Source organism: Streptomyces sp. HUAS MS02 (assembly GCF_055702265.1).
In genome coordinates, this window is sequence record NZ_CM146747.1 from 5,528,716 (window position 1) to 5,554,748 (window position 26,033).

General features: G+C 71.1%; 26 protein-coding genes. 14 read left to right on the forward strand and 12 right to left on the reverse strand.

Annotated features, from left to right (window positions below; all coding sequences use genetic code 11):
• Positions 1–19: 19 nt before the first annotated feature.
• A complete protein-coding gene (gene afsR, locus ACZ9QC_RS23905; RefSeq protein ID WP_472914985.1) occupies positions 20–3,049 on the reverse strand; it encodes an SARP-family global regulator AfsR in 3,030 nt (1,009 codons plus the stop codon).
• A gap of 258 nt (positions 3,050–3,307) precedes the next feature.
• On the opposite strand from afsR, the gene ACZ9QC_RS23910 reads away from it, so the two are divergent.
• Together ACZ9QC_RS23910 and ACZ9QC_RS23915 are read left to right on the forward strand one after the other, a co-directional pair.
• Complete coding sequence (locus tag ACZ9QC_RS23910; protein WP_472914986.1) at positions 3,308–4,591, forward strand: amidohydrolase family protein; 1,284 nt, start codon at positions 3,308–3,310, stop codon at positions 4,589–4,591.
• A 101-nt stretch (positions 4,592–4,692) separates the two neighbouring features.
• Positions 4,693–5,619 carry an LLM class F420-dependent oxidoreductase gene (locus tag ACZ9QC_RS23915; protein ID WP_472921783.1) on the forward strand — a complete coding sequence of 309 codons (927 nt, stop codon included), beginning with the start codon at positions 4,693–4,695 and terminating at the stop codon, positions 5,617–5,619.
• Between the two features lie 431 nt (positions 5,620–6,050).
• Here ACZ9QC_RS23915 and ACZ9QC_RS23920 read toward each other — a convergent pair whose 3' ends face one another.
• Complete coding sequence (locus ACZ9QC_RS23920) at positions 6,051–6,254, reverse strand: hypothetical protein (protein ID WP_472914987.1); 204 nt, start codon at positions 6,252–6,254, stop codon at positions 6,051–6,053.
• Positions 6,255–6,527: 273 nt separating this feature from the next.
• Between ACZ9QC_RS23920 and ACZ9QC_RS23925 the strand changes: the two genes are divergently transcribed.
• Positions 6,528–6,761: a GntR family transcriptional regulator gene (locus ACZ9QC_RS23925; RefSeq protein WP_472914988.1), complete on the forward strand. Its 234-nt coding sequence runs from the start codon at positions 6,528–6,530 to the stop codon at positions 6,759–6,761.
• Positions 6,762–6,783: 22 nt separating this feature from the next.
• Here ACZ9QC_RS23925 and ACZ9QC_RS23930 read toward each other — a convergent pair whose 3' ends face one another.
• Positions 6,784–7,527: a hypothetical protein gene (locus ACZ9QC_RS23930; RefSeq protein ID WP_472914989.1), complete on the reverse strand. Its 744-nt coding sequence runs from the start codon at positions 7,525–7,527 to the stop codon at positions 6,784–6,786.
• 553 nt (positions 7,528–8,080) lie between these two features.
• Here ACZ9QC_RS23930 and ACZ9QC_RS23935 point away from each other — a divergent pair.
• Positions 8,081–8,641 carry a LuxR C-terminal-related transcriptional regulator gene (locus tag ACZ9QC_RS23935; protein WP_472914990.1) on the forward strand — a complete coding sequence of 187 codons (561 nt, stop codon included), beginning with the start codon at positions 8,081–8,083 and terminating at the stop codon, positions 8,639–8,641.
• A 126-nt stretch (positions 8,642–8,767) separates the two neighbouring features.
• Here ACZ9QC_RS23935 and ACZ9QC_RS23940 read toward each other — a convergent pair whose 3' ends face one another.
• Together ACZ9QC_RS23940 and ACZ9QC_RS23945 are read right to left on the reverse strand one after the other, a co-directional pair.
• Complete coding sequence (locus ACZ9QC_RS23940) at positions 8,768–9,559, reverse strand: hypothetical protein (protein ID WP_472914991.1); 792 nt, start codon at positions 9,557–9,559, stop codon at positions 8,768–8,770.
• Positions 9,560–9,680: 121 nt separating this feature from the next.
• Complete coding sequence (locus ACZ9QC_RS23945; RefSeq protein ID WP_472914992.1) at positions 9,681–10,421, reverse strand: hypothetical protein; 741 nt, start codon at positions 10,419–10,421, stop codon at positions 9,681–9,683.
• A gap of 195 nt (positions 10,422–10,616) precedes the next feature.
• Here ACZ9QC_RS23945 and ACZ9QC_RS23950 point away from each other — a divergent pair, with 195 nt between their 5' ends.
• The 6 genes from ACZ9QC_RS23950 (at position 10,617) to ACZ9QC_RS23975 (ending at position 17,504) form a co-directional block, all read left to right on the forward strand.
• Positions 10,617–11,369 carry an SDR family NAD(P)-dependent oxidoreductase gene (locus ACZ9QC_RS23950; RefSeq protein WP_472914993.1) on the forward strand — a complete coding sequence of 251 codons (753 nt, stop codon included), beginning with the start codon at positions 10,617–10,619 and terminating at the stop codon, positions 11,367–11,369.
• A 166-nt stretch (positions 11,370–11,535) separates the two neighbouring features.
• Positions 11,536–12,624, forward strand: a complete 1,089-nt coding sequence (locus ACZ9QC_RS23955; RefSeq protein ID WP_472921784.1) for an LLM class flavin-dependent oxidoreductase — start codon at positions 11,536–11,538, stop codon at positions 12,622–12,624.
• A 130-nt stretch (positions 12,625–12,754) separates the two neighbouring features.
• Positions 12,755–14,485: an N-acyl-D-amino-acid deacylase family protein gene (locus ACZ9QC_RS23960; RefSeq protein ID WP_472914994.1), complete on the forward strand. Its 1,731-nt coding sequence runs from the start codon at positions 12,755–12,757 to the stop codon at positions 14,483–14,485.
• Positions 14,482–15,969: an aldehyde dehydrogenase family protein gene (locus ACZ9QC_RS23965; protein ID WP_472914995.1), complete on the forward strand. Its 1,488-nt coding sequence runs from the start codon at positions 14,482–14,484 to the stop codon at positions 15,967–15,969. The genes ACZ9QC_RS23960 and ACZ9QC_RS23965 overlap by 4 nt, the downstream gene beginning before the upstream one ends.
• Before the next feature lie 91 nt (positions 15,970–16,060).
• Positions 16,061–16,696, forward strand: a complete 636-nt coding sequence (locus ACZ9QC_RS23970; protein ID WP_472914996.1) for an HAD domain-containing protein — start codon at positions 16,061–16,063, stop codon at positions 16,694–16,696.
• Between the two features lie 373 nt (positions 16,697–17,069).
• On the forward strand, positions 17,070–17,504 hold the full coding sequence (locus ACZ9QC_RS23975; RefSeq protein WP_472914997.1) for a cytidine deaminase family protein: 435 nt from the start codon (positions 17,070–17,072) through the stop codon (positions 17,502–17,504).
• Here ACZ9QC_RS23975 and ACZ9QC_RS23980 read toward each other — a convergent pair.
• A complete protein-coding gene (locus tag ACZ9QC_RS23980; RefSeq protein ID WP_472914998.1) occupies positions 17,501–18,070 on the reverse strand; it encodes a hypothetical protein in 570 nt (189 codons plus the stop codon). The two genes, ACZ9QC_RS23975 and ACZ9QC_RS23980, sit on opposite strands and share 4 nt — an antisense overlap.
• A gap of 235 nt (positions 18,071–18,305) precedes the next feature.
• Between ACZ9QC_RS23980 and ACZ9QC_RS23985 the strand changes: the two genes are divergently transcribed.
• Entirely contained in the window at positions 18,306–19,040 is a 735-nt protein-coding gene (locus ACZ9QC_RS23985) for a class I SAM-dependent methyltransferase (RefSeq protein WP_472914999.1), read from the forward strand.
• A gap of 83 nt (positions 19,041–19,123) precedes the next feature.
• Here the strand turns inward: ACZ9QC_RS23985 and ACZ9QC_RS23990 are convergent, their stop codons facing one another.
• Together ACZ9QC_RS23990 and ACZ9QC_RS23995 are read right to left on the reverse strand one after the other, a co-directional pair.
• Positions 19,124–20,098: a phosphotransferase family protein gene (locus ACZ9QC_RS23990; RefSeq protein WP_472915000.1), complete on the reverse strand. Its 975-nt coding sequence runs from the start codon at positions 20,096–20,098 to the stop codon at positions 19,124–19,126.
• Positions 19,984–20,523 (reverse strand): Scr1 family TA system antitoxin-like transcriptional regulator, encoded by a 540-nt coding sequence (locus tag ACZ9QC_RS23995; protein ID WP_472915001.1) that lies wholly within the window; start codon positions 20,521–20,523, stop codon positions 19,984–19,986. The genes ACZ9QC_RS23990 and ACZ9QC_RS23995 overlap by 115 nt, the downstream gene beginning before the upstream one ends.
• 39 nt (positions 20,524–20,562) lie before the next feature.
• Here ACZ9QC_RS23995 and ACZ9QC_RS24000 point away from each other — a divergent pair, with 39 nt between their 5' ends.
• Positions 20,563–20,715, forward strand: coding sequence for a hypothetical protein (locus ACZ9QC_RS24000; RefSeq protein ID WP_472915002.1), 153 nt, complete (start codon positions 20,563–20,565; stop codon positions 20,713–20,715).
• The gene (locus ACZ9QC_RS24005; protein ID WP_472915003.1) at positions 20,715–21,089 is read left to right on the forward strand and encodes a type II toxin-antitoxin system VapC family toxin; all 375 of its coding nucleotides are present in this window, start codon (positions 20,715–20,717) and stop codon (positions 21,087–21,089) included. The genes ACZ9QC_RS24000 and ACZ9QC_RS24005 overlap by 1 nt, the downstream gene beginning before the upstream one ends.
• Positions 21,090–21,200: 111 nt before the next feature.
• Here ACZ9QC_RS24005 and ACZ9QC_RS24010 read toward each other — a convergent pair whose 3' ends face one another.
• Together ACZ9QC_RS24010 and ACZ9QC_RS24015 are read right to left on the reverse strand one after the other, a co-directional pair.
• Positions 21,201–21,848, reverse strand: a complete 648-nt coding sequence (locus ACZ9QC_RS24010) for a hypothetical protein (protein ID WP_472921785.1) — start codon at positions 21,846–21,848, stop codon at positions 21,201–21,203.
• A gap of 191 nt (positions 21,849–22,039) precedes the next feature.
• Entirely contained in the window at positions 22,040–22,447 is a 408-nt protein-coding gene (locus ACZ9QC_RS24015) for a nitroreductase/quinone reductase family protein (protein ID WP_472915004.1), read from the reverse strand.
• A gap of 73 nt (positions 22,448–22,520) precedes the next feature.
• On the opposite strand from ACZ9QC_RS24015, the gene ACZ9QC_RS24020 reads away from it, so the two are divergent.
• Entirely contained in the window at positions 22,521–23,438 is a 918-nt protein-coding gene (locus tag ACZ9QC_RS24020) for an endonuclease/exonuclease/phosphatase family protein (protein ID WP_472915005.1), read from the forward strand.
• Between the two features lie 34 nt (positions 23,439–23,472).
• Here ACZ9QC_RS24020 and ACZ9QC_RS24025 read toward each other — a convergent pair whose 3' ends face one another.
• Both ACZ9QC_RS24025 and ACZ9QC_RS24030 read right to left on the reverse strand, forming a co-directional pair.
• Positions 23,473–24,303 (reverse strand): SAM-dependent methyltransferase, encoded by an 831-nt coding sequence (locus tag ACZ9QC_RS24025; protein WP_472915006.1) that lies wholly within the window; start codon positions 24,301–24,303, stop codon positions 23,473–23,475.
• Positions 24,304–24,476: 173 nt separating this feature from the next.
• On the reverse strand, positions 24,477–26,009 hold the full coding sequence (locus tag ACZ9QC_RS24030) for a CehA/McbA family metallohydrolase (RefSeq protein ID WP_472921786.1): 1,533 nt from the start codon (positions 26,007–26,009) through the stop codon (positions 24,477–24,479).
• Positions 26,010–26,033: the final 24 nt, after the last annotated feature.

Sequence of the window (26,033 nt, forward strand, 5' to 3'; positions counted from 1 at the left end):
AACGTCCGGGAGCCGACGCTCAGACCGCCGGGGAGCGGGCGATCAGCTTGCGCACGGCCGCCGCCTCGTCGGTGGCGCCGCTCTGCTCGTACAGGCTGATCGCGTCTCGCCAACAGGCGCTCGCGCGGTCCGTCTGGCCCACCGTGGACAGGGCCCGCCCCAGGAGCGTCACGATGTGACCGCGCATCCGGTCGCCGCCGACACAGCCCAGGGCGAGGGCCTGTTCGGCGTGCTGGGCGGCGCGCGCGGGACGGTGCGCGGCCAGATGCACCTCCGCCTTGCGGAAGTGGGTGTTCCCTTCCCAGAGCCGCTGCCGGTGCTCGGCGAAGATGTACTGGGCGTCCGAGAACTCGTCGAGCGCCTCGTCGTGCCGGCCCGCGCTGGTCAGCGCCAGACCGAGCGCGAGGTGGGCGTTGGCCCGGCGCATCGGGCGGCCCATCTCGGCGTGCACGTCGAGGCTGTGCCGGGCGACGTCGATCGCCTTCTCGACATTGCCCATGCCCAGGTGGGCGCGGGAGAGGTTGGCCAGGGTGACCGCTTCGTTGAGCCGGTTGCCGGCCGCCCGGTAGCCCTCGATCGCCTGCTCCAGGAAGGTCTTGCCGTCCGCGTAGCGGCCCTGGTGCATGGAGATGAGCCCCCAGTCGTTGGCGACCCAGCTGGCGGCGACGTCCTGGGCGGTGGCCGTGAGGTCCATGGCGAGCCGCGCCTGGTCGCCTGCCTGCCGGATGCGCCCGGACACCAGCAGCACGTTGGTCAGCATCATCCGCGCCCGCCCCTCCGCCCGCGCGTCCCCCGCCGTCCGCGCGGCGTCGCACATCGCGTGCGCCGTCGTCTCGTACTGGTGGGAGTTGGCGCCCGACTCGGTGAGGTCCTTGGCGGCCCAGAGCAGGTCGACCGCGCGGCGCAGCCGGTCCGTGCCGGCGGACTGGCTTACGCAGGCCAGGAGGCAGGACGCCTCCGTGTAGAGCCAGTCCAGCGCGGCGGAACCCTCGGTGAAGCGCAGGCCCGGGTAGACGGTGGGCTCCAGGTGGTCCACGAGCCGGTCGCCGGGGCGTTCGATCGCGTAGACCTGGGAGGCCGTGGCGAGATAGAAGTCCAGCAGCCGCGACATCGCCGACTCCCTCTCGCCCGGCGGCTGTTCGTCACGTTCCGCGCATGCACGCGCGTAGAGCCGCACGAGATCGTGGAAGCGGTAGCGGCCGGGCGCGGCGGATTCGAGGAGGGACGTGTCGACGAGGATCTCCAGGAGGTCCTCGGTCTCCTCCGGCGGCAGGTCCAGTACGGCGGCCGCGGCCGCCAGCGAGATGTCCGGGCCGTCGGCGAGGCCGAGGAGCCGGAAGGCGCGGGCCTGGGCGGGCTCCAGCTGGCCGTAGCCCAGCTCGAAGGTGGCCTTCACCGCGAGGTCCCCGGCCTGGAGTTCGTCCAGGCGGCGGCGCTCGTCGGCGAGTTTCGCGGCGAGCACGGAGACGGTCCAGGTTCTGCGCGCCGCCAGCCGGGACGCGGCGATGCGGATGGCGAGCGGGAGGAAGCCGCAGGCCGCGACGACATCGAGGGCGGCGGTGCGCTCCGCCGCGACACGTTCCTCGCCGACGATCTTCGTGAAGAGCCGCAGGGCCTCGTCGGGGGACATCACGTCCAGGTCGACGAGATGGGCGCCGGCCAGGTCCACCATGCGCACCCGCGCGGTCACGAGGGCCGCGCAGCCGGCCGTCCCCGGCAGCAGGGGCCGTACCTGCGCGGCGTCGCGCGCGTTGTCGAGCAGGACCAGCACCCGGCGGCCGTCCAGGACCGACCGGTACAGCGCGGCCCGCTCCGCCAGGGAGTCGGGGATCGCCGAGTCGGCCGTGCCGAGGGCGCGCAGGAAGGAGCCGAGGACCGTCTCCGGCTCGGCGGGGCGGGCGCCGGCGCCCTGGAGGTCGACGTACAACTGGCCGTCCGGGAAGGACGGTCTGACCTGGTGGGCCACGTGCACCGCGAGGGTCGTCTTGCCGACGCCGCCGATGCCGGCCAGCGCGGACACGGCCATCACCTGGCCCTGGGCGCCGGAGGCCGCCGCCAGGACCGCGCTCAGGTCGTCGACGAGCCCGGCACGGCCGGTGAAGTCCGGCACGGTGGCGGGCAGTTGGGCGGGGCGGACCGGGGTCGCGGTGGGCTCGGGAGCCGGAGCGGCGGAGGGGGCGGCGAGGCCGGGGTCCGCTCGCAGGATGCGCTGCTGCAACTCCCGTAGGCCGGGGCGCGGGTCCACGCCGAGTTCGTCCGCGAGCAGACGGCGGGTGTCCGCGTACACGGCGAGGGCCTCCGCCTGGCGTCCGCTGCGGTACAGCGCCAGCATCAGCAGTTCGCGCAGTCGCTCCCGCAACGGGTGCGCGGCGGTGAGGGCGGTCAGCTCGGAGACCGCCTCCGCGTGGCAGCCCTGCTCCAGGTCCATGTCCAGGCGGGACTCGACCAGTTGGAGACGCCATTCGTCGAGCCGGGCCCGCTGGGTCTCCGCGTACGGGCCCGGAACGCTCGCCAGGACCTCGCCGTCCCACAGCCCGAGCGCCTCGTTCAGCAGGCGGCGGGCGTTGCACAGGTCCCCGGAGTTCTTGGCCTTCTCCGCGTCGGTCGCCAGTTCCTGGGCGACGGCGAGGTCCAGGGCGCCGGGGGGCAGCGCGCGGACCGCGTAACCACCGGACTCGCTGACCAGGACGCCGGGGGAGAGCGCCTTGCGCAGCCGGGAGGCGTACGTCCGTACGGCGGCCAGTGCCTGGGGCGGCGGCTTGTCGCCCCACAGCGCGTCGATCAGCTCGCTCGCGGTGGCGGTACGGCCCTCGCGGAGCAACAGGGCGGCGAGCAGGGCACGTTGCTGTGGCGAACCGGTGGCGAGGGGTTCGGCGCCGCGCCAGGCCCGCACGGGTCCGAGCACGCTGAAGCGCAGCTCGGCCGGGCCCTCGGAGGCCGGCTTCGTGGTCTCGGCGTCCACAGCGGTCCTTTGCTCCGGCACTCGCGGCCCATCGGCCTCCGGCGCTCGCGGCCCACCGACCTCCGGCACTCTCGGTCCACCGCCCATCGACAGCCCCCTCAGCCCTACCTGACAACCAGGCCAGTTTGCCTTGTTCATGGCGGATCCGTCAGCCGTGCGAGAGCTCGATCGCAGGGAGCCGCGCGGGGATGTCACCAGGTCTGCACAGTCTCTCCTCCTCTCCTCGGACCCGAGCGTCCCGATTCCCGCAGCCGCGCGGCCGGTCCCGTGTCACCGGCGGTGCTACCGCCGGTGCCGCCGACAGCATTGCTGACGGACCGTCAGATCAGCGCTACCGTGACGGACATGGACACCTTGGAGACGAGCGCCATGGATGCCGACAGCCCCACTCCCGCCCCCACCCCCTTCCCGAAGATCATCTCCGTCGACGACCACACGGTGGAGCCCCCGAACGTCTGGCAGGACCGGCTCCCCAAGAAGTACCTGGACACGGGCCCCCGGGTGGTCCGCGCGCCGCTGAAGGAGATGACGTTCCTCGGCGGCCGTTTCAAGCCCGTGATGGGCGCCCCGGGCGACGACGGCCCCATCGGCGACTGGTGGGTCTACGAGGACCTGCACCGCCCGCTGACCCGCCTGGACACGGCGGTTGGCTACAGCCGGGACGAGATCAAACTGGAGATCATCACCTACGAGCAGATGCGTCCCGGCTCGTACGACGTCTCGCAGCGCCTCGCCGACATGGACGTCAACCACGTCCAGTCGGCCCTCTGCTTCCCGACCTTCCCGCGCTTCTGCGGCCAGACCTTCACCGAGGCCGCCGACCGCGAACTCGGGCTGCTCGGCGTCCGCGCGTACAACGACTGGATGGTGGAGGAGTGGTGCGGCCCCGAGGCGCGGGGCCGGCTCATCCCGCTCACCCTCATCCCGCTCTGGGACGCGGAGCTGGCGGCGGCGGAGGTCCGCAGGAACGCGGCGCGCGGGGTCCGGGCGGTGGCCTTCTCCGAGATACCCCCGCACCTGGGCCTGCCCTCCGTCCACACCGACGACTGGGACCCCTTCCTCGCGGCCTGCGACGAGACCGGCACGGTCGTCGCCATGCACATCGGCTCCTCCAGCCGTATGCCGTCCACCTCCGAGGACGCGCCGCCCGCCGTCGGCTCCACCATCACCTTCGCCAACTGCTGCTTCTCGATGGTCGACTGGCTGATGAGCGGCAAGTTCGAGCGCTTCCCCAACCTCAAGGTCATGTACGCCGAGGGCCAGATCGGCTGGATCCCGTACATCCTGGAGCGCGCGGACGTCGTCTGGGAGGAGAACCGGGGCTGGGGCGGCGTCGCGGACAAGGTCCACCGCCCGCCGTCGGAGCTGTTCGCCGACCACGTCTACGGCTGCTTCTTCGACGACGCGTTCGGGCTCCGCAACCTGGACGCGATCGGGGTCGGCAACGTCCTCTACGAGACCGACTACCCCCACTCCGACTCCACCTGGCCCGAGTCCCGCCAGGTGGGCGAGGCCCAGATGGGCCACCTGGACCCGGACGTGGTGGACCGGATCGTTCGGCGGAACGCGATCGAACTGCTGGGACTGACGGAGGACGGGTTGTGGGCGGGGCCGGGGAGCGTCCGTTGAGCGCGGCCGGGGGCCCGACTCCGGGTGAGGCCGGGGGGCGGCTCCCGGGCGGGGGCGGGGAGGGCCCGTCGGACGAGACGGGCGGTGGGTTCCGCTACGGGATGCAGCTCCCCGTCCAGTCGCAGAGCACCCTCTACGCCGAGCCCTGGGAGGCGGACGCCGGTCCGGAGGACCTGGCCGAGCTCGCGCGGGCCGCCGACCGGGCCGGATTCTCGTACGTCGCCGTCTGCGACCACGTGGCCATCCCGCGTCGCCTCGCGTCCGCGATGAGCACGGTCTGGTACGACCCGGTCGCCACGCTCGCCTACCTGGCCGGGATCACCGAACGGGTCCGGCTGCTCAGCCACGTCGCGGTCGTCGGCCTGCGCCACCCACTCGTCACGGCCAAGCAGTACGCCACTCTCGACCACCTCTCCGGCGGCCGGCTGATCCTGGGCGTGGGCGCGGGGCACGTACGGGAGGAGTTCGAGGCGCTGGGGGTGGACTTCGACCGGCGGGGAGCTGTCCTGGACGAGTGCGTGGATGCGCTGCGATCCGCCCTCGGCCCGGACGAGTTCCCCTCCCACCACGGCAAGCTGTACGACTTCGAGGACCTGGGCCAGCGGCCCCGGCCCGCCCAGGCCCGGGTGCCCCTCTGGGTGGGCGGCTCGTCCCCCGCCGCCGTCCGCCGCGCGGCCGTTCGCGGCGACGGCTGGCTCCCGCAGGGCGACCCGCGCGACCGCCTCCCGGCCCAGATCGCCCGCCTGCGACGGCTGCGGGAGGAGGCGGGGGCCACCGGGCCCTTCACCGTCGGCGCGATCACCGAGCCGCTGTACGTGGGGGAGCCGGGCTGGGACGTGGGGCGCCGGACCCTCACCGGGAGCCCGGAGGCGCTGGCCGAGTCCTTGCACGCGTACCGGGCGATGGGGGTGGACCAGATCCAGGTGCGGTTCCGAAGCCGTGACGTGGGTGAACTCGCGGATCAGATGGGAGCGTTCGGGGCCGAGGTGGGGCCGCTGCTCCAAGGGGACCCGGCGAGGTCTGCGTGAGGACCTCGTAGAGGCTGTACGCGCGCACGTGGGATTGGGATCAGGAGGCTTCTCTGCCTCTGTGGCCGAAGCGCTGGAACAGCGCGTGGCCATGGGCAGACTCCGTGAGGTGGTCAAGGTCTGATCGTGGAATCCGAGGGAGCCGCCTGCCTCATGCCGCCGACGCGGCAGAGGACAGGCGGCCGGCTGTGTCGGCTCACGGCAGCTTCGGAAGTTGCCCGGATCGGCAGCCGGAGCAGCTGCAGGGTGGCCAGTCGAGCGACTCCCGAACGCGTTCGGGGTCGTGGGCCCTCAGGACCGTGAGCTGTCGTACGGAGTCGACGCGCTCACTGTCGGAGTCGACGCGGTAGACGCGGACGGTCAACCGGGAGGCCCCGTTCTCGGGGTACCGCCCAGCCTTCACCGCGCCGCCTCGCCCGTCAGCGGCGGCCTCAACACGCCACCACCTGCTCGGCGCCGACGACATGACGGTCGAGATCGATGCCGAAGTCGGCGGCGAGGACGAGCGCGAGTCGCCGCCGCGACTGCCGTGCCTGCTCCCGCTCGACGGCGACGAGGTAGGGGCGCACGAGGGGGGAGGCGGCGCCGTCGAGCGGGGAGTCCGCGTCCAGGCTGTACGGAGATCGCGGGGTCACCAGCCGCGACGGGGATGGAACGGGTGCTTCGGGCAGCGGCGTTGGGTGAAGGGCGCGTCGGATATCTCTCCGTCGCCTGCCGGTGCCGGGCACGAAGATGCCCAGCATCCAACGCAAGAACGCGTGGATAATGCTCATTGTCGTCAGCTCCTCTTCAGCTGGGGGCCATGCCCCGGGGCCGTGCCAGGCCGCCGGGGTTCTGACTGTGCTGAGCATACGCGTATTCGCGCATTCGCGGTCGCTCGATTACGCGAAGACGCATACGTTCGAACCATGGATCTTGACCGTGGCAAGCCTGTGTGGCCCCAGCTCGCGGATGAGCTGCGCCGCCGGATCGACGCCGGTACGTACGCTCCCGGTAGCCGCTTCCCCGCTGTGGTGGACCTGGCCACGGAGTTCGACGTCGCCGCGTCGACAGTGCAGAAGGCTGTGGCATCCCTCCGCGCGGAGGGCAGGCTCCGTACCGTGCTGGGGCAGGGGTCGTTCGTCGTTGATCCGGGGGCCTGACCCGCGTGTGATGAGGCTGCCGCTACTGCCGCGGCCGCATCAGGCGCAGGTCCTCGCCCCACCCGTCCAGCACCGCCCCGTGCCCGGCCGTCCGGGCCACGGCCTCGACCCGGGCGAACAGGTCGCGCTGTGCGGCCGCGTCGCCCGTCGCCGCGATGTGGGAAACGGTGTCGAGGAGGTGGCCTGTGTCCCAGTCGGGGAGGGGGAAGCGGGACAGTTCCCAGTGCAGGTACTTGTTGTACGGGCGGGGGCGGCGGTCCAGGGTGAAGAGCAGTTCCAGCAGGTAGCGGACGCTGTCGGCGGCGTCCAGGAGGGACGCGAGCCGCTGGCCGTCACGGGCGTTCTTGACCGAGCGGTAGAGGGAGTTGGCGTAGGCGTCGAGGTGCGTGGCCGCCTCCCGGCGGGCCTCGTCGACGTCGAGCCGGGCCTTGGCGGACAGGATGCGGGCGATCTCCCCGTCCAGCCGGTCGAGCACGACCCGGGCTCGGGCCAGGGCGTACCGCTCGAACCCGGGCATCCCGGCGGCGCGGAACTCGTCGAGGGTGAGGATCACGAGGTCGAGTTCGGGCGTGCGGTGCCCTGCGTACCGGGTGAGCCCAGTTGCCGCGCCCGCCGCGAGGACGACGTACAGGTCGTGGTCGGAGTGTTCCGTGCTCATGCCCTCGTGGGCCCGGGAGCCCTTGAGGACGAGGCCGACGACGGCGGGATCGGCGGTGGCGGTCTCCACGAACGAGTCGTAGGAGATGAGGGGTCGCTGAGCGGTCATGGCGTGATCTCCGGTGTGGCGGACGACGGGTAGGCCAACCGGGCGGCCCCGGGACTCGCCGGGGTCGCCCGCACCCTCTGCGGTGGCAGTGGCCACCGCCCGGCGGATCAACGCACACCGGGACCCTACCGCCCCGCCCGGTCGTCTCACGAGTCCCGTCCCGCACTCGTCCTTGCCTGCGCGCACCTGAAATCCCTTGCCTCTTGGGGGAGTTCAGGACAGGCGGGTTCCGGCCGTCGCCGTGGCCCGGGCGGTGAACCTGTCAGACAGCTTGCCGTTTCGTTCTTGAAACTTCGAACAACTGACGTCGGAGGCACGTATGTAGGGGAGTCATGGCTTCGGCGGAAGGACACGCGAGGTGCGATCCCCCCGGCACGTCAGAACGTCCCAGTACGCAGGCACCCCCGTTTCGGCTGTTCCCGCACAACCCTCCCGGGTCACGGAACGCCCTCCCCGCTCGACGGCACCCTCGCCTCCCAGCCTGTCGGTCGCCCTGGCCTGCGAACCGGGCCGATGGCCGCACGAGGGCTGGCCGGGCCCCGACGACCGGTACGTGAGCAGCGCCCTGCTCGTCCCGCCGCCCTACCGTGAACTCCGCGAGACGGAGGTGGACGTCGTGGTCCTGCGCTGCGAGGACCCGGCGGTCTCCTTTCCGGGACTGCGGAAGACCATGGGCTCCATGAGTGCCCCGGTGATCGTCATCAGCCCTCGTCGGGACGCCGACACGGTGGTGGAGGTGTTCCGGGGCGGGGCCGGCTATCTGGTCGAGGGCGACTACTGCACCTGCATGCTGTCCTCCGCGGTCGTGGCCGCCACCGTGGGCCACACCTCCTTCTCGCCCGTGGCCTGCGCCGCCATCCGGGACGCGGCGCGGCAGATGCCGGAGCACGGGCAGGCGACGGAGCGTCTGCGCTCCCTGCTCTCGCCCCGCGAACGCCAGATCATGGAGCTTCTCTCCACCGGCCTCGGCGCCCAGGAGATCGGGCTGCGGCTGACTCTGACCGAGAAGACCGTCCGCAACAACCTCAGCAACATCTACGCCAAGCTGGAGGTCCGGGGGAGCACGGAGGCGGTGCTGCGGTGGCTGGGAGCGGCCACCGGCGTTCGCGTATGAGAAGACCTGAATGAGCGTCCGAGGCAGCCCGAGGGAACGCCTGAGGGAACACTTCGGCGCCTTTCGCAGACCGCATGAAAAATCCCCCGCGCCGGGCACGGGGGATTACTCTGCTTTCTCCGGGTGCTATTGAATGGTGACCTCGGAGAGCGGAATCTCGATGTCGGTCACATTCTCGCCGCCCTGCTCGAAGCCCGGTTCGGCGCGCGCACTGTTCCCGCTGTTGAGGATTCCATCGGCCTGGGGTGTGCCGCACTGCACATTGCGCAGCCAGAGCCGGCCGTCCGGCGTTCCGCTGGGCAGGAGTTGCGGGTAGAAGACGTGGACGGCGGTGGAGTTCTCGCTGGGCGAGAAGAACACCGTCTGGCCGTCCTGGGCCTCCTTGTACGTGGCCTTGAGGAAACCGCTCACGTCGGTGCGCTTGTGGGACCACATGAAGAACGCGATGTGGTCCGCCTTGACCGTGTCGGACCTGGAGAAGGAGAACGAGGACGTGGTGTCGTCGCGCTTGATGTTGAATTCCTGCGTGGCGAACTTGACGCCGATCTCGAAGACGGAGTTCCCCAGCTTGGTGCTGCCGTCCGTGTTGAAGCCGTCCTCCAGCTGAATGACGCGGGTCACGGACGCCGAGCCGCTGAAGGTCTTCGTCGCCGCGGTGCTGACCCCGCAGTTGTCGGTGACCGAGGTGACCCGCTCGTTGGGGCCGAGGCTGTCGCGCCTGACCTGGACGTCGACGAACTCGCAGTTCTCCAGCTTGTCCGAGTCCGTGCGGCAGTCGGTGGCCACCTCGTCGGGGGTGGCGGCGCCCGCGCTGTACATCAGCGGGACGGCCAGTCCGAGGGCGACGACCGGCGCCAGCGCGAGGGTGATGCGCTTCTTCTTGCTGCGGTGGTTGCCGCTGCGCCCGGTGCGTGTCATGGGGTCTCCTGCGAGGGTGAGGGGGGAAAGTGCTGGTGGGAAGGGGTCTGCCGGAAGGGAAAGGGGATCCGGCGCGAGGTGGGGCGGGGGCGACCGAGAGCCTTCGGCCGGCCGGCTCGGGTCAGCAGTCCTCCAGGACGACCTTGGTGGTGCCGTCCGCGAGTCCGGGCGTGCCCGCGGCGCTCTCCAGGATGACCGGCCCCTCGACGACCTCCGGTGCCACGAAGTTCTTCTCGGGGGAGGGGTTCACGGCGAAGCTTCCGGGGTCGGCGTCGAGGTGCACCCGCCATTCGCCGGTCATGCGCTGCATCTTCGGCGTGAAGGTGACGTGCATGACCTTGCCGACCGGGACCTCCCGCACTTCCGACTCGCTGGCGGTGGCCGTCTTGACGGTCATGTCCAGCGTTCCCTTGTGCTTCACCCAGCCACCGCTCAGAGCTCCGAAGAGACCGCCGAGGGCGCCCTGCTGGGTGGCGGTGTACTTGCCCTGACCCTGACCCACCGCCTTCGAGAACTCGGTGGTCACCTTCGACGGTTCGGTGGCGTTCGGCTCGCAGTTCGGGAAGTCGACGGTGACCTTCTCCGTGGGGCCGTCGAAGGTCTCGAAGTTCGTCTCGACGAAATCACAGGTGTCGGATTCGAAGCCGTCCCCGAGACCGCCTCCGAAATCGCTCGTCGACTGCTGCTTTCCGTTGAGTTTCGCTGTCCTTTCACACATCCGCATGATCTGCTCGACGGACGGCTCGTCGGCGGCGTTGGCCGACGGCAGAAGTATGGTGACGGTGGCCGCGCAGGTCGCGAGTGAGGCGCCGATCGCCAAGTATCGGACCTTCTTGTTCCTGAAGCGCCTCTTGGCTGCCATGACTGTCTCTCCTTGGGGGATGCTTTACCTGCCGATGGAGGATTATTGGGGTTCTGTACATTCGGTGGACAGAGTCAAATGTCCCTACTCTCCGGTCACTTGCGATCACAGATGCAATCAGTTGTCGCCTATCTGACGTTGCGTCAGATCTAGCGGTACCCTGACCTCGACCAACACACCGCGATGGGAGTCCCCATGGGCAAGCTCGACGGACGTGTCGTCCTCGTCACAGGTGCCGCGCGCGGCCAGGGCGAGCAGGAGGCGCGGCTCTTCCGGTCGGAGGGGGCCGAGGTGGTCGTCGCCGACGTTCTCGACGACCAGGGGGAGGCCCTCGCCAAGGAGATCGGCGCGCTCTACGTCCATCTGGACGTGAGCCGCGAGGACGACTGGACGGCCGCCGTGGCCGCCGCCAAGGGGGCGTACGGACGCGTCGACGGACTGGTCAACAACGCCGGCGTGCTGCGCTTCAACTCCCTCGTCGACACCCCTCTCGACGAGTTCATGCACGTGGTGCGGGTCAACCAGGTCGGCGTCTTCCTCGGCGTCAAGACCCTGGCCCCGGAGATCGAGGCGGCCGGCGGCGGCACCATCGTCAACACCGCCTCGTACACGGGGATGACGGGCATGGCGTACGTCGGCGCGTACGCGGCGACCAAGCACGCCATCGTCGGCCTCACCCGGGTCGCCGCGCTGGAGCTGGCCCGCAAGGGCATCCGGGTCAACGCGGTCTGCCCCGGTGCCGTCGACACCGCGATGACCGACCCGGGCGACGAGGTGTCCGCCGAGGCCGTCGACAAGCTCTACCGCAAGCGCATCCCACTCGGCCGGATCGGACTCCCCGAGGAGGTCGCCCGCCTCGTCCTCTTCCTCTCCTGCGCGGACTCCTCCTACATCACCGGGCAGCCGTTCGTGATCGACGGGGGCTGGCTGGCCGGAGTGAGCCTCTGACCGCCCGCCCGGGGCGTGCATCTGACGGTACGTCAGCTATTGACGCCCCACGGGGCCGGTGGAACAGTCGGCCGTGTCGATATCTGACGGACAGTCAGAAGCAGCAGAGGATCTGACCGTGGGACGGTGAACCTCCTTGGAATTCGGGCTCTTTGTACAGGGATACGTGGGCAAGCGGGCCGAGACCGACCCCCTCGCGGAGCACAAGGCGCTGATGGAGGAGACCGAGTACGTCATCCAGGCGGACAAGTCCGGCTTCAAGTACGCCTGGGCCTCCGAGCACCACTTCCTGGAGGAGTACTCGCACCTCTCGGCCAACGACGTCTTCCTCGGCTACCTCGCACACGCGACGGACCGCATCCACCTCGGCTCCGGCATCTTCAACCCGCTCGCCCAGGTCAACCACCCCGTGAAGGTCGCCGAGAAGGTCACCATGCTCGACCACCTCACCGAGGGCCGCTTCGAGTTCGGCAGCGGGCGCGGGGCCGGCTCCCACGAGATCCTCGGGTTCATCCCCGGGGTGACCGACATGAACTACACCAAGGAGATCTGGGAAGAGACCATCGCCGAGTTCCCCAAGATGTGGCTCCAGGACGAGTACGTCGGCTTCCAGGGCAAGCACTGGTCGCTGCCGCCGCGCAAGATCCTGCCCAAGCCGTACGGGAAGTCCCACCCCGCGATGTGGTACGCCGCCGGGTCGCCGCCGTCGTACTCCATGGCCGCGCGCAAGGGGCTCGGGGTGCTCGGCTTCAGTGTGCAGAAGGTCTCCGACATGGAGTGGGTGCTGGAGAAGTACAAGACCGCCATCGTCGACGCCGAGCCCATCGGGGACTTCGTCAACGACAACGTGATGGTGACGACGACCGCGATCTGCGCGCCCACGCACGACGAGGCGGTACGCATCGCGGTCAACGGCGGGCTGCACTATCTGCCCTCGCTCGTCTTCCGGTACCACGACACGTTCCCCCGGCCGGACGGCTTCCCCGTGTGGCCGGAGACGCTGCCCGAGTACAACGAGGAGTTCATCGAACTGCTCATCGAGGAAGAGCTGTTGATCTGCGGGGACCCGGACGAGGTGTTCCGGCAGTGCAAGCGGTGGGAGCAGGCCGGGGCGGATCAGCTGAGCTTCGGGCTGCCGGTGGGGGTGCCGAAGGAGGCGACGCTGCAGACGATCAGGTTGGTGGGGGAGCACGTGATTCCGAAGATCGACACGGATCCTGTGCATCGGACGTCGCGGTTCCGGGCGGCGGGTTGAGGTTGTACGGCGAGTGCGGGTCGGTGGGGGCTGGTCGCGCCGACGCGGCGAAGCCGCACATCGACCAGGCCCCGCGCCCCTAAAAGCATGGTGGTACCCCGTTCTTACTAGGCGCCCGGAGGGGAGAGGCATGCTCGACCACGTCATCAAAGGTGTGACGGTCGTCGATGGGACAGGTGCGCCCGCGTACACGGCCGACGTCGGGATACGAGATGGGCGTATCGCTGTCATCGGGACCGTCACGGAGGAGGCCCGTACGGTCGAGGACGCCGCCGGGCTCGTGCTCGCGCCCGGGTTCGTCGACCCCCACACCCACTACGACGCGCAGCTGTTCTGGGACCCGTACGCGACGCCGTCCCTCAACCACGGGGTCACCACCGTCGCGGGCGGGAACTGCGGGTTCACGCTCGCGCCGCTCAACCCCGCCCGGCCCGAGGACGCCGACTACACGCGGCGGATGATGTCCAAGGTCGAGGGGATGTCGCTGGTCGCGCTGGAGGAGGGCGCGCCCTGGACCTGGCACGGCTTCGGGGAGTACCTGGACGCGCTCGAAGGGCGGATCGCCGTCAACGCCGGTTTCATGGTGGGCCATTGCGCGCTGCGGCGGTACGTGATGGGGCCGGACGCCATCGGCGGACAGCCCAGCGCCGAACAACTGGACGCCATGCTGCGGCTGTTCCACGAGGCGATGGACGCGGGCGCCTGGGGCCTGTCGACCACGCAGTCCTCGACGCACAGCGACGGCGACGGGCAGCCGGTCGCCTCGCGGCACGCGAAACCCGACGAACTGATCGCGCTGTCGCGGGCGGTGGGCGAGCACGAGGGCACCCAGATCGAGGCGATCGTCGCCGGATGCCTGGACCAGTTCAGCGACGACGAGATCGACCTCTTCGTCGAGATGAGCGCCGTGGCCGGGCGCCCCCTCAACTGGAACGTACTGACCATCGACTCCGCCGTCCCCGAACGCGTGCCGAGGCAGCTGGAGGCGAGCGAACGGGCCCGGAAGGCGGGCGGCCGGGTCGTCGCCCTCACCATGCCGATCCTCACGCCGATGAACATGTCGCTGGGCACGTTCTGCGCACTGAACCTGATCCCCGGCTGGGGCCCGATCCTGGGACTGCCGGTGCCCGAGCGGATCGCGCGCCTGCGCGATGCCGAGGTGCGGGCCGAGATGCTGCGCCGGGCGGACTCGAAGGAGGCGGGCGTCTTCCGGCGGCTCGCCAACTTCGGGCGGTACGTCATCGGCGACACCTACAGCGAGGCGAACGAGGGCCTCACCGGACGGGTCGTGCGCGACATCGCCGCCGAGCGGGGACAGGAACCGTTCGAGTGCCTGGTGGAGATCTGCGCCGCCGACGACCTCCGCACGGTCCTGTGGCCCATGCCGACCGACAACGACCCCGACTCCTGGACCCTGCGCGCCGAGACCTGGCGGCACGAGGACGTCCTCCTCGGCGGCTCCGACGCCGGCGCCCACCTGGACCGTATGTGCGGCGCCCCGTACACCACCCGGTTCATCGGCGACTGTCTGCGCGGCCGGAAGCTGGTCGGGCTGGAGCAGGCGGTGAAGATGCTCACGGACGACCCGGCGCGCCTCTTCGGCCTGCGGGAACGCGGTCAGGTGCGGGAGGGGTGGCATGCGGACCTCGTGCTCTTCGACCCGGAGCGCGTCGACGCCGGCAAGGCCACCCTGGTGCACGACCTGCCGGGTGACAGCCCCCGCCTGGACTCCAGGGCGATCGGCGTACGGGCGGTCTGGGTCAACGGTGTCGAGGCGATCCGCGACGACGTGGTGACCGGCGCCGTCCCCGGGAAGGTGCTGCGCAGCGGGCGGGACACCCGGACGGTGAGTACGCGGTGAGCGGGCCGGGGTCTTCGGCGGGCGCCGCGGAGGAGTCCGCGCGGCGCCGGCTGTTCATCGGCGGCACGTGGGTGGAGCCGGACGGCGGGCACTACGAGGTGGTCGACCCGGCGACGGAGGAGGTCGTCGGGTGGGCGCCGGAGGCCTCGCGGGCCCAGACGCACGCGGCTGCCGCCGCCGCCCGGGAGGCCTTCGGCCCCTGGTCGAGGACGCCCGCCGCCGAGCGGGCCGCGATCCTCGCCCGTACGGCGGACCACATACGACGCCATCTCGTTCCGTACGCCGAACTCGCGCAGGCCGAGAGCGGTGCGACGACCGGGACGGCGCGGGCCATGCAGGTGGGGGTGGGCGCCGCCCGGTTCCAGCGGTACGCGCGCGTGGAGCCGGTGGAGGAGCCGATCGCGCCCCAGATCAACGAGGCCGGGCCCTTCGGGAGGGCGGCCGTGATGGGCGCCCTCGCCGTACGGCAGCCCGTGGGTGTGGTCACCTGTGTCACCTCGTACAACAACCCCTGGGCCAACCCGGCCGGGAAGATCGCCCCCGCCCTCGCCATGGGTAACACGGTGGTCGTGAAGCCCGCCCCGCAGGACCCGCTCTCCGTCTACCGCATGGCGGAGGCCCTGGAGGCCGCCGGTCTTCCGCCGGGTGTGGTGAACGTGGTGAGCGGGTCGGGGGCTGAGGTCGGTGAGGCCGCCGTGGACTCGCCGGACGTCGACATGGTCAGCTTCACCGGCTCGACGGCGGTCGGGCGGCGGATCGCGGAGGTGTGCGGGCGCGGGATGAAGCGCCAGCTGATGGAGCTGGGCGGGAAGGGCGCGGCGGTCGTCTTCGACGACGCGGACCTGGGCGCGGCCGTGGCCGGCATCGCCACCACCTTCACCTTCTACAGCGGGCAGATCTGCACGGCGCCGACCCGGGTGATCGCGCAGCACGGCGTCTACGACCGGCTGGTCACCCAACTGGCCGCCTACGCGGCCCGGTTGCCGGTCGGCGACCCGCGCGAGCCGGGCACGGTGGTCGGGCCGGTGATCTCGGCGGCCCACCGCGACCGCGTCGAGTCGTACGTCGAGCTGGGCCGCAAGGAGGGGGCGCGGGTGGTCGCGGGGGGTGAACGGCCGCCGTACGAACGGGGTTTCTGGGTGGCGCCGACCCTGTTGGCCGACTGCGCCCCCGATATGCGGGTCGTCCGCGAGGAGATCTTCGGCCCGGTGGTCGTCGTCCTCCCCTTCGACGACGAGGACCAGGCCGTCGCGCTCGCCAACGACAGCGACTACGGCCTCATCGACTACGTCTGGTCCGGCGACGTAGCCCGAGCGTTCCGGGTGGCGCGGCGCCTCAGGGCGGGGGGCGTGGGCGTGAACACGGTCGGCCGCAACATGGAGGCCCCGTTCGGCGGGTTCAAGCAGAGCGGGGTGGGGCGCGACGTGGGTTCGTACGCGCTGCACGCGTACAGCGAGACGCAGGCGATCGTGTGGCCGGGGTGAGTCGCCCCTCTCTGTCGCCTCGGCTTGCCGGTGACGCGATGATGTTCGAATGCGTAGGTCGGGTGGGGAGAGCGGGTCGAGCGGGTCGAGTATGTCCGGTGGGGTCGGCGGGGTCAGTGGGGTCGGTGGGGCTGGTGGGCGTCCTCTGCTCTACCTGGACGTGGACGGGCCCCTGAACCCGTACGCCGCGAAGCCGGAGCGGCGGCCAGCCGGGTACTCGACCCACCGGATGAAGCCGCAGGGCTGGCTCGACCAGCATCCGGGCGAACCGGCGGCGTACGTCAAGCCGTTGCGGGTCTGGCTGAACGAGGAGCACGGGCGCCGGCTGCTGGAGCTGGGGGGCCTGTACGACCTGGTGTGGGCGACGACGTGGGGCGCCGAGGCGAACACGTACATCGGACCGGTGCTCGGGCTGCCGGAACTGCCGGTGCTGGAGTGGCCGGTGGTGGAGCGGACGAGGGCGGCCCGGGACCGGCCGCCACCGACGGGTACGCCGTCCTGGCCGGCAGGCCTGTTCTGGAAGACCCCGCATCTAGTCGAGCACGCGGCGGGGCGTCGTTTCGCGTGGGTGGACGACGAACTGACCGCCGTGGACCGGAACTTCGTCACCGACCATCACGGCCTGCCCGCCCTGCTGCACCGTATCGACCCCCGACTGGGCCTGCGGGAGCCGGACTTCACGGCCCTGGCCGAGTTCGCACGAGCCACCGGTCGACCGGACGAGTGACGAGGCGTGACACGGACGAGACAGGCAGACCAGGACTGGTCGACGTGGCCGCGCTTCACCGGCCCGCTACTCGAACCCAGCGTGCCAGGGTGTCCTCCTCGCTCTCAGTGTGCTCTGCCGAAAGCGCCCTGATTCCGGCCGCGGCCCGCACTTGAGCGGACCTCTCGAACTCCTTGGCGAGCATCTGTCGACGCAGTGTCCGGGCCGTGTACGTGGAGGCGTTCCCCTTCGCCTTCACGAAAGCGGGCACGTCATCGGGCAAGCTCTTCGTCATATCGACCGCCATGCCAAGGATCATTTTCCGCCGCACTTCTCCCATCCTCCCACCTGGCCGAGCTGGTGTTGAAGCGGTTGGGTGCGTGAGGGTGTGACGATGACTGCGACACCGACCGACCCCGTCGACCATGAACTCGTCCGGGCTGCGGCCGACGTCGCCCGCACGCGGTGCCGGGGCGACAACCACACCATGGCCGCCGCGGGGCGCGCCCGGGACGGCCGGATCGTCACCGCCGTCAACGCCTATCACTTCACCGGGGGCCCCTGCGCCGAGCTGGTCCTGATCGGCACGGCGGCCGCCCAGGGCGCGTACGAACTGGACGTGATCGTCGCCGTGGGCGACCGCGACCGGGGTGTGGTTCCGCCGTGCGGCCGGTGCCGGCAGGTCCTTCTCGACTACTTCCCCACCCTCAGGGTCATCGTCGGCGAGGGCGACCGCCTCCGGACCGTCCCCATCACCGACCTGCTGCCCGTGAGCTACATCTGGGCGGAACATCAGCTCGACACCGAGAACGCCTCAGAAGAGTCCTAGTCGCTGGGGTTCAGCTCCGTCGGCTCGCCCCGGCCCACCGAGAGGGACCAGTACACCCCCGCGGCGGCGGTGACGGAGACCGTGCCCGCACGGTCCGAGTCGTCGAGGTCGAACTCGTTGAGGATGTTCGTCACTTCGCCGTCGAGGCACTCCATGGGGAACGAGGCGCTCATGGGGCGGAGCACGACCTCGATCTTGCCGTCGCCTTCGCAGCTCACGGCGACGGACAGGGCCGTGCCCTCCCCCTTCTTCGCCGCCCCGAACGGCAGGTGCGCACTGTCCCGCGTCTTGTTCTGACGCAGAACCACGCGATCGGCGATGGGGTCCAGGGCCTCGTCCGCCACCTCGTGAGCCGTGTCGCCCTCGCCCGCGTCCGAGTCCGCGTCCGAGGCCGGGGTCGCCTTCGCCCGAGGCTGCTCGACCGACCCTCCGGGCCGTCGTTCCGGTGATCCGGTGTCACCGTCGGAGCCGGACGAGCAAGCGGTGGTGGAGAGGAGAGCGGCCGCCGAGGCGAGCGCCAGGACAGCGGTGCGCGCGCGGTTCCGCCTGCGTGCTGGTGATGCCATGAACGACCCCCGTGTGTCGGCCCGTTGGTGGTGGGCGAGGCCGTGATCGTGACACCGGTTCGAGAGCGTCAACAAGGCGGTGGGGCGGGTTCAGAGCAGAATCTGAGGTTGCCCGCCACCTGGCGGACACGCACGCCTCAGCCGCGCGAGGAAGGGCCGTTGGGTGCGGGCGCCGACGCGGTGCGGATGTGCTCCGTATGGTCGGCGGTAGGCCACGCCCCCTACCTTGGGTCGCATGGCTGACGAGATCTTCCGTGACCGGCGGCTGGCCGAGCTCTACGATCCGCTCGACCCCGATCGCGGCGACCTGGACGCCTACCTCCTGCTCGCGGAGGAGTTCGGCGCGAGGAAGGTGCTCGACATCGGCTGCGGGACCGGCGTGTTCGCGCTGCTGCTGGCGGACCGTGGGGTGGAGGTCGTCGGGATCGACCCGGCCGGCGCCTCCCTCGATGTCGCGCGGGCCAAACCGGGGGCGGACCGGGTCCGCTGGATCCACGGGGACGCGACGGCCCTTCCCCCGCTCCAGGTCGACCTCGTGACGATGACGGCCAACGTGGCGCAGGCGATCACGGACCCGGAGGGATGGCGGCGAACGCTCGCGGGCGCCTACGAGGCCCTGCGACCAGGCGGCCACCTGGTCTTCGAGACCCGCGACCCGGCCAGGCGGGCCTGGGAGGCGTGGAATCGCGAGGACTCGTACGGGGTCACCGAGGTGCCTGGCTTCGACACGGTCGAGAGCTGGGTGGAGCTGACCGGGGTCACCGGCCAACTGGTCACCTTCCGATGGCACTACACCTTCGACGGCGGCAAGAAGCGGCGCATCTCCGACTCCACCCTCAGATTCCGCGAGCGGCACGAGATCGAGACGGAACTCGCCGATCACGGATACGTGCTGGAGGACATACGGGACGCTCCCGACCGGCCCGGCCGGGAGTTCGTGTTCGTGGCGCGTCGGCCGCCGGCGGTGTGACGGACGCGGCCGGGCGTCGTACCGGATCACCCGGAACCGACTCACCGAGCCTGCCTTCGGCGAACCGGCTGGACCCCGGGAATTCAGGTGTGCATCAGCGCCAGCGCCTGTTTGAGGTTGTGCTCGGCGATGCCCGCCATGAACGCCCGGTCGGGGAAGTCCCCGTCGAGCAGCCGCAGCGGCCCCGCCGTCAGCGAGAGCCGCTGCGCGAGCATGTAGAACGCGAGCCGGTCCTCGTCCAATCCGTCCACCGCCAGGGGCCGGTAGGCGTCGTGCAGGCGGATCCGCAGAAACACGTGCTCCCACTCGACGTCGAAGTACATCGATCCCTCGATGTCGATCGCCACGGGGTTCCCGTCCCCGTCCACCAGCACGTGGTCGGGCCCCAGTTCGCCGTGCACGACCGCGTACTCCGTGCGCGGCCGCACGGCTGCCGCCAGGCCCAGCAGCCGCTCCTCCAGCCGGTCGCGGGCGTCCGCGATCCGTGCATCGCGGGAGGCTGCCTCGGTGAGGTCCCGCAGCGCGCGCTCGAGAACGACACCTGCACACGACGTACCGCGCGACGTTCCTCCTGCGTCGACCACGGCGACCTTGCCGTACGCCGGTGCGCGGTGCAGTCGCATCGCCTCCAGCGACTCCGCGAGCCGGGCCATGACCGGAGCAGCCGCCCGCCGGTCGCGCGCGAGCAGCGCCTCCAGGCTGTCGCCCCGAAGATCCTCGACGATCGCGAGGTCGCCCGGCCAGTGGGCGCCGTCGCGATCGACGAGACGAATCGCCGGGACGCGGACGCCGAGCGTGTCCAGCCGCGTGTGTGCGGCCACGAACAGACCGAGCCCGAGGCCGGGTGAGAACGGGTCGGTGAGGTCGTCGTCCCCCTCGGCCGTCGGCCAGTAGTTCTCGGCGTCGTCCCACAGGTAGGCGATCGCCGTCGTCGCGTCGTCCATCACCAGGCGGTACACGCCCTTCTTGCTACCGCCCGTGACCCGCTCGACCGCCTCCAGCCGCCGTCCGCCGCCCAGCGCGGCCCGCGCCGCACCCGCCAACTGCTCCCGTGCCACTGACCTGCAAGCCACGCTCCGAACCGCCTCTCCGCCACGACCATCCGTCCGGCGCTCAGTTGAACACGGGAGCCCGCCGGTACGCGGAGGATGTCAGTCGCGACGCCGGTACTTGTCCAAGTGTGCTTCGGCGTCCAGGAGTACGGGACCGTGGAGCTGGTCGAGTTGGACGGTGCCCAGTCGCGGTACGGGGCCGTACGCGTAGTGATCGACTGGCCCGAACCAGGGAAGGCGCCGATGACGAAGGGGAGCACGCGCAGGGTGATGTGCTCCTGCTCACTCATGTGGATGAGGTGCTGCAGCTGCGCGTGGGCGACGGTCGCGCCACCGACTCGCATGTGCAGGGCCGCTTCGTGGATGACGGTGCGGTACGGCGTGGCGGCTGCCTTGTAGAGCACGTCCTGGCGCTTGATCCTGAACGACATGCGGTGCTCCACCTCGGGCGACGTCGGAGCCGGGATCACATGGCGGAGCTGTTGGCCACAGAGTTGCTGCTGGTGCCGCTGCGCCCCAAGGTGAAGCGGACCGGCCGCGGCTCGCTCCGGGGACGGATCCCCATCCCCGACGACTTCGACGAGCTGCCCGACGACATCGCCGACGCCTTCGGGATGCGCTGATGCGACTGCTTCTCGACACTCATGTCGTCCTCTGGTGGCTGGACGACTCCCCCGAGCTGTCCGGTGAGATCAAGGATCTCCTCGACACCGAACCGGCGGCATACGTCAGCGCGGTGTCGCCCTGGGAGATCGCCATCAAGCAGTCGCTCGGAAGGCTGGAGGGCCCCGAAGACCTGGCCGAGCGCGTACGCGACAGCCAGTTCAGCGGCTTGCCCGTGACCGCCGGGCACGGCGTGCGTGCGGGCCGGCTTCCGGCGCACCACCGGGACCCCTTCGACCGGATACTGGTCGCTCAGGCACAGATCGAAGGGATGACTCTCGTGACGCGTCACAAGTGGATCCCGCAGTACGACGTGCGGGTCATGCCCGTGTGAGTCCGCGCCGATCGCAGGACGGGCGACGCCGTCCTCGGTCCGCCGAGCGGTCTGCGGTCTGCGGTGAGCGGTCAGAATCGGCCGCGATTCCCGCCCGGGGTGGGATGAGCGTCACGAGCCATGCAGCCAGATCCGCAGCGGACCTAGGGGCTCGAAGCCATGGCGGATGGCGGCCACCAGGTCGTCGCCCTGCTCGTAGCCGACCACCGGCAGGGCGGGGAACAGTCTGTTCACCGCGTTCAGTACGACCGGCCAGGCCGTGTCAGGGGCGCCGTCCGACGCGAAGACATTGGAGATGCCGACCACTTGGTCGCTGCGGCTCGCCACGGCCCCGGCGACCACTCGGCCGTCGGCGGACCGTCCGGCGAGCACGAAGGTGTCGGGGTCGTCGAGCAGTTCGGGCCGGAAGAGGTCAGCGTTGCCCGCCCCGTCGTCCCAGGCGAGCGCCCAGGCGCGCAGTGTGTCCGGGGCGCCCACCACGCACCAGTCGAGACCCGGCGTAACGGCGGGCGCACTCGCCGGGCGGTGGATCCACTGCGCCTCGAACAGCACCCGGAAGCCGGCCTCCGTCAGGTCGAGGTCGGTGAAGCTGTCCTTGACGGAGGCGCCCGGTCGGGTGGTGTCGATCCGGGCCGCCAGCGCGGCCGGGTCGGCGTTCGGGACCAGCGTCACCGCGTCGGGGTAGTAGAGCGGCGTGCGGGACGGAGCGGCCCATGCTTGTGGCCCGAATGCGCCCGCCAGGCCGTGCGATCGGCTCATCGCCGCGCACCACTCGGCGTTGTTGCGGGCGGCGGCCTGGACCAGGAGTTGTTTCGGCGCAGTCGTCACGAGCGCTGATCATGACGTGTACGGCCCGGGTCGTCGAACGGATTTTCGCCGTGCGCAAGAGAGACGCACGCGCCGAGGGACCGGCTATGCGCCGCCGAACCGGCTGTGCCCCGCCCAACCGGCTACGTGCCCCTCCGCTCCGCCAGATCCACCCGCACCGTCAGCAGCCGTGAGCCCAGTACCCGTACCGCCGTGCTGTTCATGCGGGGCAGCGTGCGCAGGCGGGCGATCGGGTCGTCGTCGGGGAGGAGGTGGGCCGTGCCCTCGTGCCAGCGGCCCCGGATGCGGACGCGGACCGAGGGGTCGGCCTTGATGTTGCGGATGTAGTGGGAGGCGTCGCCGTACTCGGAGACCAGCCAGAAGGAGTCGCCGACGCGGCGGCCGCCGACGGGGGTGCGGCGGGGCAGGCCGGAGGTGCGGCCGGTGGTCTCCAGGAGGGTCTGGAGAGGGACCCTGCGCAGGAGCGGGTTGGCTACGTGGCGCTGGAAGGCAGTCACCAGGCGTTGCTTGCGATCCGTCTCGCGGGACATCGGCTTGGTTCTCCTCGGGGGGTGGGAGGTACGGAGTACAGATCGGGTGCGGGGCGAAGGCGGTGGGTGGCCGGTGCGGGTCGTGACGTGGAACCTGTGGTGGCGGTTCGGGCCGTGGCAGGAGCGGCAGAAGGCGATCCTCGCCGTGCTGCGCGAACTGCGCCCCGATGTCGTCGGGTTGCAGGAGGTCTGGGAGCAGCGCGGAGAGGGGCACGGGGAGGGTCGCGTAGAGGGTGAGGAGTGCGGGGAGGGCAATCTTGCCGGATGGCTCGCCCGGGAACTCGGGATGCACTGGGCCTGGGGCGAGTACGGCGACGCCGAGCGCTGGCAGCGACGGATCGGGGACCCCGGCGTCGGCATCGGTGTCGCCGTGCTGAGCCGGTGGCCCGTGCTGGAGAGGGCCGCCATCGGGCTGCCGACGGCGGAGGGCGGCAGCGGGCGCGGCGCGCTCCACGTCCTCCTCGACGCGCCCGGCGCGCCCGTGCCCTTCTTCACCGCTCACCTCAGCTCGGAGACCGACGCGTCCGCGCAACGCTGCCGACAGGTCACCGCGCTGGCCGAGTTCGTGGCCCGGCACCGGGGCGGGGCCACCGGCCACCCGCCCGTGATCACCGGCGACTTCAACGCCTGGCCCGACTCCGACGAGGTCCGGCTGTTCGGCGGCTACAAGACCGCGCCCGCCGTGCCCGGACAGTGCTTCTTCGACGTCTGGGAGTACGCCGAGCCGGGCGCCCCGTCGGCCACCTGGGACCTCGCCAACCCGTACGTCGCCGACTCGCACGGGCCGAGCGTACGGGTCGACTACATCCACGTCGGCCCACCGGGCCCCGGCGGCCTCGGCCACGTACGGGCCGTGACGAGAGCGGGCGACGCCGCCGTGGACGGCGTATGGCCCTCCGACCACGCGGCTGTCGTGGCGGACCTGGCGGACCTGGCGGACTTGGCGGACTTGGCGGACTTGGCGGACGGGAGCGGGGCCGGGGCGCGCTGAAGCCCCCGGCCACGTACACCGCCCGCCGCCTTCCCTACGGCTTCCGGCCCACCCCGCCGTGCTGTCCGATCGGCTTCGGCTCGCCCGCCGTCGTGTCGTCCGGGTGCCACAGCGGGACGGAGACGACGCCCGGCGGGAGCAGGTCGAGGCCGTCGAAGTAGCCGGTGATCTGGTCGATCGGGCGGAGGAAGTACGGGACGGCGCCCGTCTCGTTGTAGGCGTCCTGGGCCCGCTCGTAGTCGGGATCGGTGCCCCGGGAGCCCTCGTTGATGTTGAGGTAGCTGCCGGAGGGGAGACCGGCGAGCAGGCGCTGGACGATGTCGCGGGCCTCGTCGTACGAGGCGACATGCCCCAGGATGCCGCTGAGGATCAGCGCCGTGGGCCGGGACAGGTCCAGCGTCGCGGACGCGGCCTCCAGGATGCGCTCCGGCTCGTACAGGCTGGCGTCGACGTACGCGGTGGCGCCCTCCGGGGAGGAGTACAGCAGCGCGCGGGCGTGCGCGAGGACCATCGGGTCGTTGTCGACGTAGACGATCCGCGCGTCCGGCGCGCTGCGCTGGGCGACCTGGTGGGTGTTGTCGGCCGTGGGCAGCCCGGTGCCGACGTCCAGGAACTGCCGGACGCCCTCCACCTCCACCAGGTGCCGGATGCTGCGCCGCAGGTAGGCGCGGCTGCTGCGGGCGATGGTCACGATGCCGGGGAAGGCGCCGGCGTACGCGTCGCCGGCCGCCTCGTCCACCGGGTAGTTGTCCTTGCCGCCCAGCCAGTAGTTCCAGATGCGGGCGGAGGCGGGCACCGAGGTGTCGACCCTCTCCTTCGCCGCCGGAGCCGCCGCCGGGTCGGGCGTCGTCGCGTGATCGGTCATGGGCGCCGTCTCCTCCGCCGTGCAGGTGCGCCGTCGCACGGACGGACGCACGTGTTGTGTCGAGCCAAACATAAGGCTCAACACAGTTGTTTCGTACGCGGGTTCCCCCTGTCGGTCTTCCTGTCGGTCCCACTGTGGGTCCCGCTGTGGGTCCCGCACCTTGCAGGTGACTGCTACCGCCGCCCCAGGAAGATCGGGTTGGTGAAGGCCGCCAGCGGGCCCGGGAACCCCGGGACGATCGGCGGCCGGCGGACCTCGGCGCGCACGTACGCCGCGTACGAGGCCGTCGTACGCCACTGGGCCGCGCCCGTGCCGGACTCCGGGATCGCGGGCGAGGTGAACAGGACGCCCTGGTCGGTGACGAAGCGGATGGTGCAGCCGGCGGAGCCCGTCGCCTCCAGACGGACGGTGACCGGGGTGTCGCCGTCCACCTTCAACCGCTCGCCGATGCCCGCGTGTTCGCCGCGCGGCCCGGACGCCGTGAACGACACGGACACGTCCTTGGACTCGGCGACGTACGAGCGGCCCGCCCGCAGCCCCTCCTGGATCGCCTCCCGGCTCAACTCCTCGGCCAGGACGACCGTCTGAGGGCGGCCGACGGGGTCGGGATCGCGGTGGGCGTCGCTGTTGCCCATCGCCGGGATCCAGTCCTGACGGCCCTCGCGCACCGCCGCGACGAGCATGCCGTCCCAGTCGGCCAGCGCCACCTCGTCCTCCGGCGAGTACGCCCCGTTCCACACCTCCACCGCGTCCGCCTCGCCGAAGCCGAACTTCCAGTTGCAGCCGATGCAGGTGGCGTGCGGGTGGGCCGGGACGACCAGACCCCCGGCGCGGCGGATCTGCCGCGCGTACTTGCCGAACCGGTTGTCCCGCGCCCGGTAGCGCCAGTCGACGAACGTGCCCGGGTCCACGCCGAGCGCCACCACGTGCCCGTTGCGCGTGGTGACCTCCTCGCCCAGCATGATCAGCAGGTCGTCACCCGCGTGCTCGGCCCAATGGGCGTGCGCGGACTGGGTGTTGTGCTCCGAGCTGTTGATGAAGTCCAGTCCCGCGGCTCGCGCGAGCGCCGCCAGCTCGGCGGGCGTGCGGCGGCCGTCGGAGTACCAGGAGTGCAGATGGCAGTCGCCCCGGTACCAGGCCCGGCCCCGCCCCTTGGCCCGCTCCGGCGGGTACACCGGCCGCACCGCCGCGGCGGGCCTGCCGTACGTCAGGGTGATCGTGATCTCGTACGGCAGCCCGTCCGGTGCCACCGTGTACGGGCCCAGCGCGATGTGCCAGGTCCCGGGGCGCACGGGGCCCGGGAGGTAGCCCGGGGTCGCCTCGTCGGTCCGGATGAAGAACTCGGTGCGGGCGCCGCCCGACCAGCCGCGGAAGCCCTTGCCGCCCAGTTCGGTGCCGCGCTCGTCGAAGACGCCGATGTCGAGGGCGTTGCCCATCGTGCCGGCCGGGACGGTCGTTCTCTCGTAGCTGTAGGAGACCCTGAACTCCCTTACTCCGGAGGGTACTTCGACCGGCAGATACACGAAGTCGGGGGAGCCGGTGGGGAGGGTTCCCCTGATCGTCCTGGTCTCCTGCTCGCCGTCCGCGGCCTCGGCGCCGCTCGTCCCAAAGGTCACGCTTCCCAACGTAAGCGCGGCCGCCGCCGACGTCACGAACAGCGCGCGCCTTCCCAGTCCGTTCCCGTCACCGTGGTGGTCGTCGCACATGCTGCTGCTCCCCAGGTCGGTCGT